Source organism: Streptomyces sp. NPDC058373 (genome assembly GCF_042723275.1).
Classification (GTDB): Bacteria; Actinomycetota; Actinomycetes; order Streptomycetales; family Streptomycetaceae; genus Streptomyces.
Genome location: NZ_JBHXJE010000029.1, coordinates 1 through 13,259, shown reverse-complemented (window position 1 = coordinate 13,259; position 13,259 = coordinate 1). Strand labels below are relative to the sequence as shown.

At 75.1% G+C, this 13,259-nt stretch carries 12 protein-coding genes; 5 read left to right on the top strand and 7 right to left on the bottom strand.

All coding sequences use genetic code 11. The features are described 5' to 3' along the window. Positions 1–71 precede the first annotated feature (71 nt). The 4 genes from ACFWMZ_RS17550 to ACFWMZ_RS17535 form a co-directional block, all read right to left on the bottom strand. Positions 72–2,462 (bottom strand): ATP-binding cassette domain-containing protein, encoded by a 2,391-nt coding sequence (locus ACFWMZ_RS17550; protein WP_383172780.1) that lies wholly within the window; start codon positions 2,460–2,462, stop codon positions 72–74. 133 nt (positions 2,463–2,595) lie between these two features. Continuing rightward, entirely contained in the window at positions 2,596–3,024 is a 429-nt protein-coding gene (locus ACFWMZ_RS17545) for a VOC family protein (RefSeq protein ID WP_383202474.1), read from the bottom strand. A 10-nt stretch (positions 3,025–3,034) separates the two neighbouring features. Next, positions 3,035–3,556, bottom strand: a complete 522-nt coding sequence (locus ACFWMZ_RS17540; protein WP_383202471.1) for a helix-turn-helix transcriptional regulator — start codon at positions 3,554–3,556, stop codon at positions 3,035–3,037. Between the two features lie 422 nt (positions 3,557–3,978). Next, positions 3,979–4,557: a restriction endonuclease gene (locus ACFWMZ_RS17535; protein WP_383202544.1), complete on the bottom strand. Its 579-nt coding sequence runs from the start codon at positions 4,555–4,557 to the stop codon at positions 3,979–3,981. 559 nt (positions 4,558–5,116) lie between these two features. Here ACFWMZ_RS17535 and ACFWMZ_RS17530 point away from each other — a divergent pair. Together ACFWMZ_RS17530 and ACFWMZ_RS17525 are read left to right on the top strand one after the other, a co-directional pair. Then, positions 5,117–6,421 (top strand): hypothetical protein, encoded by a 1,305-nt coding sequence (locus ACFWMZ_RS17530; protein WP_383202468.1) that lies wholly within the window; start codon positions 5,117–5,119, stop codon positions 6,419–6,421. Positions 6,422–6,614: 193 nt separating this feature from the next. Further along, the gene (locus ACFWMZ_RS17525) at positions 6,615–7,436 is read left to right on the top strand and encodes a hypothetical protein (protein ID WP_383202464.1); all 822 of its coding nucleotides are present in this window, start codon (positions 6,615–6,617) and stop codon (positions 7,434–7,436) included. Here the strand turns inward: ACFWMZ_RS17525 and ACFWMZ_RS17520 are convergent. From ACFWMZ_RS17520 to ACFWMZ_RS17510, 3 genes are all read right to left on the bottom strand, one after another. After that, a complete protein-coding gene (locus ACFWMZ_RS17520; protein ID WP_383202461.1) occupies positions 7,423–7,926 on the bottom strand; it encodes a DUF5994 family protein in 504 nt (167 codons plus the stop codon). The genes ACFWMZ_RS17525 and ACFWMZ_RS17520 overlap by 14 nt on opposite strands. A 173-nt stretch (positions 7,927–8,099) precedes the next feature. After that, complete coding sequence (locus tag ACFWMZ_RS17515; RefSeq protein ID WP_383202541.1) at positions 8,100–8,849, bottom strand: sulfite exporter TauE/SafE family protein; 750 nt, start codon at positions 8,847–8,849, stop codon at positions 8,100–8,102. Between the two features lie 146 nt (positions 8,850–8,995). Further along, on the bottom strand, positions 8,996–9,502 hold the full coding sequence (locus ACFWMZ_RS17510) for a molybdopterin-dependent oxidoreductase (RefSeq protein WP_383202458.1): 507 nt from the start codon (positions 9,500–9,502) through the stop codon (positions 8,996–8,998). A 265-nt stretch (positions 9,503–9,767) separates the two neighbouring features. Here ACFWMZ_RS17510 and ACFWMZ_RS17505 point away from each other — a divergent pair, with 265 nt between their 5' ends. The 3 genes from ACFWMZ_RS17505 (at position 9,768) to ACFWMZ_RS17495 (ending at position 13,052) form a co-directional block, all read left to right on the top strand. Beyond that, entirely contained in the window at positions 9,768–10,580 is an 813-nt protein-coding gene (locus tag ACFWMZ_RS17505; protein WP_383172794.1) for an SDR family oxidoreductase, read from the top strand. 65 nt (positions 10,581–10,645) lie between these two features. Next, entirely contained in the window at positions 10,646–11,239 is a 594-nt protein-coding gene (locus ACFWMZ_RS17500) for an HhH-GPD-type base excision DNA repair protein (RefSeq protein WP_383172796.1), read from the top strand. A 229-nt stretch (positions 11,240–11,468) separates the two neighbouring features. Continuing rightward, a complete protein-coding gene (locus ACFWMZ_RS17495; RefSeq protein ID WP_383202538.1) occupies positions 11,469–13,052 on the top strand; it encodes a M28 family metallopeptidase in 1,584 nt (527 codons plus the stop codon). Positions 13,053–13,259 lie beyond the last annotated feature (207 nt).

The following is a 13,259-nucleotide window of genomic DNA, read 5'->3' as shown; positions in this document are numbered from 1 at the left end:
CGGCGGCCCGCTCTCCTGGCGCACTCGTCAGGTGCGCCACCGGAGTCCGCGGCCCGCCGTCGCCCGATCGCTCACTCCCCCACGTACTCCGCCAGGTGCTCCCCCGTGACCGTCCCCCGCCCGGCGACCAGGTCGGCGGGGGTTCCCTCGAAGACCACGCGGCCGCCGTCGTGGCCGGCGCCCGGGCCCAGGTCGATGATCCAGTCGGCGTGGGCCATGACGGCCTGGTGGTGCTCGATGACGAGGACGGTCCTGCCGGAGTCGACCAGGCGGTCGAGGAGGGCGAGGAGCTGGTCGACGTCGGCGAGGTGGAGACCGGTGGTGGGCTCGTCCAGGACGTAGGTGGTGGCCTTGTCGGCCATGTGGGTGGCGAGCTTGAGGCGCTGGCGTTCGCCGCCGGAGAGGGTGGTGAGGGGCTGGCCGAGGGTGAGGTAGCCGAGACCGACGTCGGCGAGGCGGGTGAGGACGCGGTGGGCGGCGGGGGTGCGGGCCTCGCCCTCGCGGAAGAACTCCTCGGCCTCGGTGACCGGCATGGCGAGCACCTCGCTGATGTCCCGGCCGCCGAGGTGGTGTTCCAGGACGGAGGCCTCGAAGCGCTTGCCCTCGCACTCCTCGCAGGTGGCGGAGATGCCGGCCATCATGCCGAGGTCGGTGTAGACGACGCCGGCGCCCTTGCAGTTGGGGCAGGCGCCCTCGGAGTTGGCGCTGAAGAGGGACGGCTTGACGCCGTTGGCCTTGGCGAAGGCCTTGCGGATCGGGTCGAGGAGGCCGGTGTAGGTCGCCGGGTTGGAGCGACGGGAGCCGCGGATCGGGCTCTGGTCGATGGAGACGAGCCCGTCGCCCTTGGGGATCGAGCCGTGGATGAGGGAGCTCTTGCCGGAACCGGCGACCCCGGTGACGACGGTCAGGACGCCGAGCGGGATGTCGACGTCCACGTCCTGGAGGTTGTGCCGGTCGGCGCCGCGGATCTCCAGGGTGCCGGTGGGCTCGCGTACCGCCTTCTTCAGGGTGGCGCGGTCGTCCAGGTGGCGGCCGGTGAGGGTGGAGGAGGCGCGCAGCCCCTCGACGGTGCCCTCGAAGGAGATGGTGCCGCCCGCCGTACCGGCGCCCGGGCCGAGGTCCACCACGTGGTCGGCGATGGCGATGGTCTCCGGCTTGTGCTCCACGACGAGGACGGTGTTGCCCTTGTCGCGCAGCCGCAGCAGCAGGCCGTTCATGCGCTGGATGTCGTGCGGGTGCAGGCCGATGGTGGGCTCGTCGAAGACGTACGTGACGTCGGTGAGGGAGGAGCCGAGGTGGCGGATCATCTTGACGCGCTGCGCCTCGCCGCCGGAGAGGGTGCCCGAGGGCCGGTCGAGTGAGAGGTAGCCCAGGCCGATCTCCACGAAGGAGTCGAGGGTGTGGCGCAGGGCCTCCAGCAGCGGCGCCACCGAGGGCTCGTCCAGGCCGCCGGCCCAGGCGGCGAGGTCGGTGATCTGCATGGCGCAGGCGTCGGCGATGTTGACGCCGCCGATCCGGGAGGAGCGGGCCGCCTCGCTGAGGCGGGTGCCGTCGCACTCGGGGCAGGCGGTGAAGGTGACGGCCCGGTCCACGAACTCCCGGATGTGCGGCTGCATCGCCTCCCGGTCCTTGGAGAGGAACGACTTCTGGATCTTGGGGATCAGCCCCTCGTAGGTGAGGTTGACGCCCTCGACCTTCACCTTGGCCGGCTCGTGGTGCAGGAAGTCCCGCATCTCCTTCTCGGTGAAGTCGCGGATGGGTTTGTCCGGGTCGAGGAAGCCCGAGTCGGCGTAGAGGCGGACCGTCCACCAGCTGTCGGACTTCCAGCCGGGGATGGTGAAGGCGCCCTCGGAGATCGACTTGGAGTCGTCGTAGAGCTGGCTGAGGTCGATGTCGGAGACGGTGCCGCGGCCCTCGCAGTGCGGGCACATGCCTCCGGCGCGGGTGAAGCTCTGGCGGACGGTCTTGGAGTTGCCGCGCTCGACGGTGATGGCGCCGCTGGCGCGGACCGAGGGGACGTTGAAGGAGTAGGCGTTGGGCGAGCCGATGTGCGGGTCGCCGAGGCGGCTGAAGAGGATGCGCAGCATCGCGTTGGCGTCGGTGGCGGTGCCGACGGTGGAGCGCGGGTCGGCGCCGAGCCGCTGCTGGTCGACGATGATCGCGGTGGTGAGCCCTTCGAGCACGTCGACCTCGGGCCGGGCCAGCGTCGGCATGAAGCCCTGGAGGAAGGCGCTGTACGTCTCGTTGATCAGCCGCTGCGACTCGGCGGCGATCGTGTCGAAGACCAGGGAGCTCTTGCCCGAGCCGGAGACGCCCGTGAACACCGTCAGCCGGCGCTTGGGGATCTCGATGCTGACGTCCTTGAGGTTGTTCTCCCGCGCGCCGTGCACGCGGATCAGGTCGTGGTGGTCGGCGGCGTGGGGCGCGGCCGACGGCGCGTCCTGCCTCTTGGCCCTGCTCATCGTCTCTCCCTGTGTCACGCGGGGCCCCGCTGCGTGGGGGCGGCCGTAGGTCACCCGGTCCGGGGCGGAGTGCGGGGTGCCGCGCCCGGCGGACGCGGGGCGCGGCACCCGGTGGGCCGGTGGGCCCGGCGGATCAGCGCCGTTCCTGGATCCGGATGAGGTTGCCCGCGGGGTCGCGTACGGCGCAGTCGCGGACGCCGTAGGGCTGGTCGGTGGGCTCCTGGACGATCTCCGCGTCCCCGGCGGCGAGCCGTTCGAAGGTGGTGGTGAGGTCCGGGGTGGCGAGGAGGAGGCCCGCGTAGGTGCCCTTGGCCATCATCGCGTCGATGGTGCGGCGCTCCTCCTCGGTGACGCCCGGGTCGGCGCCCGGCGGCAGGAGGACGAGGGCGGAGCCGGTGCCTCCGGGCGGCCCGACGGTGATCCAGCGCATGCCGCCGTAGCCGACGTCGTCGCGGACCTCGAAGCCGAGGAGGTCGCGGTAGAAGGCGAGGGCGGCCTCCGGGTCGTTGTGCGGGAGGAAGCTCGCGTGCACGGTGAGGTTCATGCTCGGGTCGGCGCTCATGGCGTTCACGCTAGGCGGGGCGCCGGGTGGGCGCTTCTCGATTCCTGACCGGTTCCGCCTCCCCTGCTCCCGCCTCCCGCGCCGGTGCCGCGTTCCGGGCCGGGCCGGCCTTCCTGACCGGCCTGGTCACCTGCTTCGCCACGCAGGCGGGCATGCCCGCGATGTTCTGCCCGTCCAGCTCCTCGTGGTCGCGGAAGACGCTGGGCGGGACACCGACCAGCTCCGTGAAGCGGCTGCTGAAGGTGGACAGCGAGGAGCAGCCGACCGCGAAGCAGACCTCGGTGACGCTGAGGTCGCCGCGGCGCAGCAGGGCCATGGCCCGCTCGATACGGCGGGTCATGAGGTACGAGTACGGGGGCTCGCCGTAGGCCAGCTTGAACTGGCGGCTGAGGTGGCCCGCCGACATGTTGACCCCCCGGGCCAGCGCCTCGACGTCCAGCGGCCGCGCGTACTCCCGGTCGATCCGGTCGCGGACGCGGCGCAGGCGCGCGAGGTCGCCCAGGTGGGGCGCCGGGGCGGGGCTGCTGCTCATGCTCGGGATGGTGCCACGCCGGGGGCGGGGCGCAGGGGGACTGGGGCGATCCGGTTGTACGGGAGGGCGAGGTGCCGGTGGGGCGGGTGTGCGGGTGGGGGCGCACGCGATCACCTATCGGCCCAACAGGGTTGATATGTCGCCGAGTTGCTCGATTCCGCCTGCGCCGCGCGGGCCCTCGGGTCAGCCTGGCCGCGCACCGTTCACCTCGACAGGGAGGACGTGGACGCGTGGGCAAGCAGATGAGGTGCGGCTCGACGCAGACGGAGTCGGGCAGGCCGTGCCGGAAACCGGCGATGGTCGGGTACTCCCGGTGCCAGACGCACCGGGGTCCGTGGACGCCTTTGCAGCAGCGGCGGCGGAAGAAGAAGAGCGGAAAGGGCTGAACCGGGCGGGGGCCGTCGCGGGTGGCGGCCCCCGCCTCACCGGCGCCCGTACGTCTCGCGCCACCGGCGCCGGTGGGCGGCGTCGCCCTGGCCCGCGCCGTTCAGGGGGAGCAGGGCGGTCAGGGGGGTGCCGGTGTTCCACAGGCCGAGGAGGTCGCGGTGGACGGCGAGGATGCGGTGGTCGGCGGCGAGGTCGAGGGCGGCCCTGCTGAACGGGCAGGTGGCGGCGAAGACGGCGACGTCGGCGCGGTGGTGGAGCCAGGCCGTGCCGAGGAACTTCTGCATGTCGCCGCTGGGGACGTACCGGTGCGGGGCGTAGTGCTTGCACTGGACGACCAGGCGGCGGCCGTCGGGGAGGGTCGCGGTCACGTCGGCGCCGAGGTCGCCCGAGCCGCCGGTGACCACCACGTCGCGGCAGCCGTCGCGGCGGCAGAGACCGGCCACGTACCGCTCGAACTCCTGCCAGCTCAGGGCGTCCACCTCGGCGAGCGAGAGGTGTCCGGCCCGGACCGCGTCGGCCTCGCGCCACCGCCGGTCGCCGGTGCGGTGGAGGCGGTCGGTGCGCCACAGCCACCAGAGCAGGGCCCCGGCCGCGCCCGCCACGGCGGCGGCCAGGAGGTACGGCCACACCTTCGACCAGGAGACGGCGAGTACGAGGAGCGCGGCCGCGCCCGCGCCGAGCCGCGCGGTGAGCCGCTGCTCGCGGCGGCGCGCGGCGGAGGTGCGGCGACGCGCGGGCGTACGCCTGGCCGCCGGGCGGCGCCGGGGCGGCGCCCCTCGCCCGGGTCCGCCTCGCCGGGCGGACGGTCGGCCCGTGCGCTTCCTCGGCATGCGTCTCCCCTCCTCCCGCCCGCCGCCGCCTGGCGGCGCGTGCGGCCGCCGGCCAGTCTGCGGGGCCGGGGCCTGGCCCGGAAGGGCGCACGGTGGCCAGGTGGCGCGAAACAGGCACCGGAGCGCCCGAGGGTCGAACCCCTGCCCGGAAGGCGATCCGCTGTGCGCCGTACGCCACCTGATCCAGGGCGTTTGGGGTGCCCGTCTCGCGTCATGGAATCCGGTGCGGCCACGCCGCGTGCCTAACTTCTCCCCGCACGTGGTGATCACCCGGGGCGCCGCCCCCGTGTGGGCAGAGCACGGAGGCGGCGCCGGCGGACAGGGGAGAAGGGGCGACGAAGCGATGAGTACGCAGACGCAGGGCCCGGCTCACGGCGGGGCGAAGACCCAGGAGCCCGCCTCCGATCCGGCGCGGGCCCAGACCCCGGGTGCCGCGCCGCCCGCCGTACCGGCGCAGCCCCGTCCCGCCGTGGCGCTCGACGGGGTGCCCGCCGAGGAGGGCCTGGCCCTGCTGGCCGAGCACACCGGGGAGACGGCCGGACCGGACCCGGCGGGCCTGCTCTCGGCCCTGTCCGGGTTCCCCGCGCCGGAGCGGGCGGGCCGAGGGGCGCCGTGGGCCCGGCCTCTCGGGCGGCCCCTGTCGGCGGCCGAGGTGGCGGTGCGAGCCCGTGCGGCCGACAAGGTCCACGTACTGGAGCTGCTGCGGGCCGCCGGCGTCGCGGCCCCCGACCCGGTCGTGGTCCCCGCCGAGGGGCGGCGCCCGGCGGCGGCCTACTGGCGGGACGGGTGGACGGGGGCGGTGCTCCAGCGCCGGGCCGGGGGCCTGGCGGGCCGGGGCACCGTACCGGTCGGCGACGCGCGGGAGTTGGCGGCGGCGCTGGACGCCTGGCCCGGTGAGGCGCTGCGGCTGACCCGGCTGGTGCCGGGGCTGTCGTTGACGGTGAGCGCCTGCGTCGGCGGGGACCGGACGGTGGTGTCGGCGCTCGCGCACCGGCTGGTGGGGCTGCCGGAGCTGACGCCCGGGTGGGGGACGCACTGCGGGGACCAGCTGATCGGTCCGGGCGATCTTCCCGGCGGCCGGTACGCCCGGGTGCGGGAGGCCGCGCACGCGGTCGGGGAGGTGTTGCGGGAGCGCGGGTTCCGGGGCGCGTTCGGGCTCGATCTCCTGCTGGACGGCGACGCGGTGCTGGCCGTCGGGGTGGAGTCGGGCCCGCGGCCGGTCTCCGCGCTGGTCCAGGCGGCCGAGCACGCCGCCGGGCTGCTGCCCGCCCCGGGCCTGGAGCTCCTCGCCCGCCTGCTGCCCGCGCTGCCCGCGACCAGGCCGAGCACCGCGCCCGTGCCGCACCTCAGCCACCTGGTGGTGCACGCCTCGCGGCCCGCGCGGCTGACCAAGCTGCCCTCGCCCGGGCGGTACCGGCTGGGCAGGCCGGGGCCGGAGCCCGTCGGGGTCTGCGCGCCGCCGGAGCCGGCGGACGACGAGGCGCTGTGGTGGCCGCAGGCGGCGCCCGGGCCGGTCGCGGCCGGGGACGAGCTGCTGCTGATGCGGTTCGGCCGCCGCGTCTGCCCGCTGGAGCCGCGCCCGCCGCTGGGCCCGACCGCCCGCGCCTGGCGAGACAGCGCGGCCCGCGCCCTCGGCGGGACGGCGTGAGCCGGGGGCCCGTCGCCTCGGGCGGCCCCCGCCCCCGTACCGCTCCCCCCGGCCGCGCCGCCGGCATTGTCCCGGCGAAGCCACCCGGACGGGTGGGCGTTCCGCCCTTCCGCCCCGCCCTGGCGCCACCTCCGCCCTACGGTCCCGCTGACACCTACCGCCCGCACCCGCCCGCACTCGCGCAGGAGTACGCATGGACGCCTCGCCTCCCCGCCCCCGCAGGGCCCCCGACGCGGGCCCCGAGCACCTGTCCGCCGCCGAGACGGACCGGGTCCTCGAAGCCCTGGCCGAGGCCGGCGAAGCGCTGCTGGCCCAGAGCCAGGAGCGGCGGCGGTACGCCGACGCACTCGACGGGCGGCGCGAGGCACTGATCGGCCTCACCAGCGACCTGGCCCTGGGCGCCCTCTACGACCCGGCCACGATCCGGCTCGACGTCGACCAGCGCCTCGCCCACCGGGCCGCCCGCGAACACGAGGCCGCCACCGGCGAGTACGTCGCCTGGTGGGCCGACGTGGCGGTCACCGCCTGGCGCGCCGCCGACGCCGGGGAGCGCCCGCGCCGGGTCCGGCTGGTCGGGGCGGCACCCGAATGCCTGTTGGGCGACGAGGAGTTGGCCTCGCTGCCCGCCGTGGACGAGGAGGCCCGGCACCTGGTGGAGTTCTCCGCCTGGCTCGGCACCGCCGACCCGACCGGACGGGGTCCCGACGGCGTCCCGCCAGCTCGCCGCCCGCCCGCGCCTCGCCCGACCGGGTCCCACCAGCGCTCACCCTGTTCCATCGCACGCACCCCCCGCCGGACCGATGCGGGCGTTGTGCCGGCGGCGGGGGCGCCGGAGCGGTGGGCCCGCGGCTCAGCCCGCGGCCCGGGCGTCGCCGGTCTGCGCTCCGGTCTCCTCGGCGGGCGGGGTCTTCGGCGCGCGGGAATGAGCGCGATGGTGATCGGGCCGAGGACGAGGAAGCCCGCGGCGACGTGGCCGCCCGACCGGCACCCGGCGCTCCCGCTCAGCCTCGCCTGATCCCGGCCTCCCGCAGGATCGCCCCGGCCGCCGCGGTGTTGTCCGGGCTCAGCGCCCGGGCCATCGCGGCGATGGCCGCCTCGGGGGCGGCCTCCGGCGGGACGACGAGGAGCGAGAAGAGCTCGCGGTCGTCACGGGTGACCAACGCGGTGTCGTCCGCCACCGGATAGCCGTCGATCCGCACCACCCGGCCCTCCACCATCAGCCGGGTCGGCAGCGCCCCCCACGCCTCGCTGTCCACCCCGACCCGCGTCACCGGCCCCCAGTAACCGGCCAACCCGCTGATCAGCCGGGGCACTTCGACCCCTATGTGGTGCGAGTACGGCCACCAGGCACCATCGAAGAGGCCCTCGCGGCGCGGGGTGATCTCCAGCCGGAGGAAGGCCGGTCCGGGGGCGAGCCTTCCGGCGCCCGCGGCCGGGCGGGCACCCGTGTCCCTGCCCGCGTCCGTGCCTGTGTCTGCGTCTGTGCCGGAGTCCGCGTCTGTCATGGCGTACGCACCTTCCACGTGGCCGGGGTCGGCGAGCCCCGGGGCGTGTCGCGCGGCCGCCGCGTGGGTCGTACCGCTCCTTTCACGGTACTCCGCGAGCCGGGGCGGCGGGGGCGCTGACCAGGGCGGATCCGCAAGAACTGGCGTGCGTCGACACGGTACGGCGCGGGGGGTCAGCTCAGCGTCATGTGGAGCAGCCCGCCGGTGCCGACGGTGAGGATGAGGGCGCGCAGGGCGAGGGGACTGAGGCGCTGGGCGGCGCGGGCGCCGACGGGGGCGCCCGCGGTGGCACCGGCGGCGATCAGCAGAGCGGCACCCCAGTCGATGTCGGCGGCGACCAGGAAGAAGCCGGCGGCGACCGCGTTGACCTGGGCGACCAGCACGTTCTTGATCGCGTTGAGGCGGTGGAGGGGCGCGTCGAGCAGGGCACCGCCGAGGGCGACGTAGAGGATGCCCTGCCCGGCGGAGAAGTAGCCGCCGTAGACGCTGGCCACGGCCAGTCCGACGCGGAGTGGGAGGCCGCCGCCGGGGCGGGTGAGGCGGCCGCGCAGCGCGCGGGTCAGCAGCGGCTGCACGGCGATCAGCAGCAGGGCCAGGCCCACCAGGACCGGCACCACGGTGGCGAAGACGCCGGGTGGCAGCACCATCAGCAGCCCCGCGCCGCAGAGCCCGCCGATCGCGGCGCTGACGCAGAGCGGTACGAGCAGGGCGCGCTGCCCGGCCAGTTCGCGACGGTAGGCGAAGGCGCCGCTGACCGAGCCGGGGATGAGGCCCAGGGCGTTGGAGACGGTGGCGGTGACCGGGGGCAGCCCGGTGGCGAGCAGCACCGGGAAGGTGACGAGGGTGCCGGAGCCGACGGCCGTGTTGAGCGCCCCGCCCGCGAAACCGGCGACGACGACCGCGACCGCCTCCCAGAGCGTCACGAGGCGGCCCGGCGGGCGGCGGCCAGCCGGCACACGGGACACCGGAAGCATCGGGCAGGACAGGGCTGTTGGCGCATGGGCCGACGGTACGCCCGGGACGTTGCGGCGTCCGGCGAACGGTGACCGCCTGGCCGCTCACGCCGCGCTCACCCCACCTCGCGCCCGACGCCCGCCGCCTCTCCCGTGACCGGCACCGGCCCGCCCAGCCGCACCAGCCGCACGGCGGTCACCGCGCTGACGTACCGCGCGCCGCAGCGGTCGGCCGGGACGACCAGGTGCGGGGCGTCGAGGAGGGCGCCGTCGAGGCGGACCGCCAGCAGCACCGGCGCGTACCGGAACTCCTCGTCCACCTCGGCCCAGGCGAGGACCGCGTGGTGCCCGTCGGCGCCGCCGACCGCCAGCAGCAGACCGGCCCGGTCCTTGCGGCTGCCGGGCGCGCTGCCGGGACAGACGCCCAGCAGCACGTCGCGCTGGAGCGGCCCCTCGGAAGTGTGGTGGCGCGGCCCGCTGGTGGCGCAGTCGAAGACCGCCTCGGCCCGGTGCCCCGGCCGGCCGCTCCCGAGATCGGCCACGCTCAGCCGGACCGACTCTCCCGCCTCCCCGCGCACGTCGAACCGTCGGCCTGCCCCGGCCCCGCCCTCAGCTCCGCTCATGGCGCGCCTCCCGCCCTCCGCCTCACCGGCCCGGGACAGGGGGATGCCCGCGCCTCCCGGGCCGCTAACCGCAGATACCAGCCCATCGGCACAACTCAGCGGCAGATCCGCGCGGATCATCCCGTCAGGTACGCAGATGCGGCCCCGGGCCACCCTGGGCTCCCTTGTCGCCCCGCCTACCGTCCGGTACGTTCCCCCGGCCCCCACGGGCACGGAGTTCTTCGGGCGAGCGGGACGAGCGGGACGAGCGGAAAGAGGCGAGCCGATGGAGCAGGCGGCGCGGGGGCGGCGTACGGCGCTGGTGACGGGGGCGTCCTCCGGGATCGGGGCGGCCGTCGCGGCCCGGCTGGTGGAGCGCGGCTACCGGGTGCTGGGCACCAGCCGGAACCCGGAGAAGGTCGCCGCGCCGGTGCCGGGCGTCACCTACCTGTCGCTCGACCTCGCCGACGACGCCTCCGTACGGGCCTGCGCCACCGCCGCCGGGCCGGTCGACGTGCTGGTCAACAACGCGGGCGAGAGCCAGAGCGGCCCCCTGGAGGAGCTGCCGCCCGAGGCGCTGGAGCGGCTTTTCCGGATCAACGTCCTCGGCGCCGTCCGCCTCACCCAGCTCCTGCTGCCCGCCATGCGCGAGCGCCGCGCGGGCCGGGTGGTCATGATCGGCTCGATGCTGGCCAGCTTCCCGCTGGCGTACCGCTCCTCCTACGTCGCCTCGAAGGCGGCCCTGAAGGGGTTCGCCGACGCCGCCCGGCGCGAGGTCGCCCCGTACGGCATCGGCGTGACCACCGTGGAGCCGGGCTCGATCGCCACCGGCATCAGCGAGCGGCGCACCGAGTACGTGGCCGAGGACTCCCCGTACCGGAAGGAGTACGCGACGATGCTCCGCCACCTCGACGCCAACGAGGCCTCCGGGATCTCGGCGGAGGCGGTGGCCCGTACCGTGCTGCGGGCGGTCGAGGCGGAGCGGCCGCGCCCGCTCTACGCGGTCGGGAGCAACGCCCCGCTGGTCTTCGCGCTGCGCCGCCTCCTGCCGCGCGCGGCCGTGCTGCGGATCGTGGCGCGCAGGCACGGGCTGGGCTGAACCCGCCCCCACCTGCGGATCCGCACCACATGCGGGTGGGCGCGGTTGGGGTGACCATGGTCCGCATGGAGAAGACACTGCGGCTCGCGCAGGAGCCCCAGGCCGACGCGCTGCTCAGCCGGAGCCCGCTGGCGGACCTGATCGGGATGCTGCTCGACCAGCAGGTGCCGATGGAGTGGGCGTTCAGCGGGCCGTACACGATCGCGCGGCGGATGGGCGCGGACGATCTCGACGCGCACGAGATCGCCGGGTACGACCCGGACGAGTTCGCCGCGCTGCTCTCCGCCAAACCGGCGGTGCACCGCTACCCGGGGTCGATGGCACAGCGCATCCAGCAGCTCTGCCGGTACCTCGTCGACCACTACGACGGCGACCCGGAGGCCCTCTGGCACGACGTGGCGGACGGCGACGAACTGCTCGACCGCCTCAAGGAACTGCCCGGCTACGGCCCGCAGAAGGCGCAGATATTCCTCGCCCTGCTCGGCAAGCAGCTCGACGTCCGCCCGCCCGGCTGGCGCGCCGCCGCCGGGGTCTACGGCGAGGAGCGCGCGTACCGCTCCGTCGCCGACATCACCGGGCCCGAGTCGCTGGCCCGGGTGCGCGCCCACAAGCAGGAGATGAAACGGGCGGCGAAGGCCGCGAAGGACGACAAGCCCTGACCCCGCCCGCCCTTCCGGGCGCTGTCCGGCGGCCGGTGGACCGACCCGGCGAAACCCGCCCATCACGACGAGGTCCCCTTTCGCGGGGTGGCGTGAATCGCTAGGTTCCCACCAGCCGCGTTGAACACCCGCACGCTTCTCGTTCAACTCTGCCAACTCCCGCCTCAGGCGGGGACGTTCACACCGGACACCGGGGAGGGACCCTGTGAAGGCACTGTCTCGCAGAACCATGGCCGTGGTCGCGGCCACCGCGCTCGCCACACCGCTGCTGCTCGGCGCCGCGCCCGGGCACGGCCACCAGCCCGGCCACGGCCACAAGCCCTCGACCCCGGCCAAGGACGCGGCCGCGCTCGCCCGCGAGCTGGTCAAGGAGTCCTCGGCCCGCGACGCCCACCGCCACCTGGAGAAGTTCCAGTCGATCGCCGACCGGAACGGCGGTCACCGCGCGGCCGGCTCACCCGGCCACGAGGCCTCGGCGGCGTACATCGAGAAGCTGATGAAGAAGGCCGGGTACAAGGTCACCCGGCAGACCTTCTCCTTCACCTACACCGAGACCCTCGCCCAGCAGCTCTCCGTCCTCTCGCCCACCGAGCGGGACGTCACCATCAGCGCGATGACGTACACCGCCTCCACCCCCGAGGGCGGCCTGGAGGCGGCCCTGGTCAACACCCCGGCCGACGCGGACGGCGCCCCGGGCTGCACCGCCTCCGACTACTCCCCCGAGGTCGACGGGGCCGTGGCGCTGGTCGAGCGCGGCGGCTGCTCCTTCGCCGAGAAGCAGGCGGCGGCCGCCGACGCGGGGGCGGTCGGCGCGGTCATCTACAACAACACCGAGGGCGCCCTCTCCGGCACGCTCGGCGAGGCCGGGGCCGGCCGCATCCCGACCGGCGGGCTGACCCAGGCAGACGGCAAGGCGCTGGCCGCCGAGGCCGACAAGGGCGAGGTGAAGATCGCCTTCGAGATCCGCCAGCTCCAGGAGGAGCGCGAGACCGACAACCTCCTCGCCGAGACGCGCGGCGGCTCCTCGGCGCGGACCGTGATGTTCGGCGCCCACCTCGACTCGGTCACCGAGGGCGCGGGGATCAACGACAACGGCTCCGGCTCGGCCGGGCTGGTCGAGGTCGCCCTCGACCTCGCCGACGAGATCGACCAGAACCGCCCCGGCAAGCACGGCAAGGCCAAGGAGCCGCGCAACAAGGTGCGGTTCGCCTGGTGGTCGGCGGAGGAGAACGGCCTGCTCGGCTCCGAGCACTACGTCGAGCAGCTCTCCGAGAAGCAGCGCGGGAACATCCCGGCCTACCTCAACTTCGACATGATCGCCTCGCCCAACCCCGCCCAGTTCGTCTTCGACGGCGACGACTCCGACGGCGTGGGCGAGGGCCCCGGCCCCGAGGGCTCCGCGCAGATCGAGCGGGACATCACCGGCTTCCTCGACCGCCAGGGCAAGCCGCACGAGGGCACCGACTTCGACGGCCGCTCCGACTACGGCCCGTTCGTCGCCGCCGGGATCCCGGCGGGCGGCACCTTCACCGGCGCCGAGGGCCTCAAGACGAAGGAGCAGGCCAAGAGGTACGGCGGCACCGTCGGCGAGGCGTACGACCCGTGCTACCACGCGGCCTGCGACGACCTGGAGAACATCTCGATGAAGGCCTTCGACACCAACATCGACGTCATCGCCCACACCGCGGGCACCTACGCCCACGACCTCGCCCCCCTCACCAAGCCCCTCAGAACCGCCCCCTCCAAGCCCTCCCCCCAGCCCAAGGGCAAGCACACCGACAACCACACCCACCACCACACCCCGACCGAATAAACCCAACCCCCACCCCGGCCAACCGACCTCCCAGCCGGACCGGCGAAATCCCAGCCCGGCCAGCGCTTGAGGCCACCCTCCAGCCCGGCCGGCGCCTGAGGCCACCCCTCCAGCCCGGCCGGCGCCTGAGGCCACTTTTCAAGCCCGGCCAGCGCTTGAAGCCACCCTCCAGCCCGGCCGGCGCTTGGGGCGGCCCCTCCAGCCCGG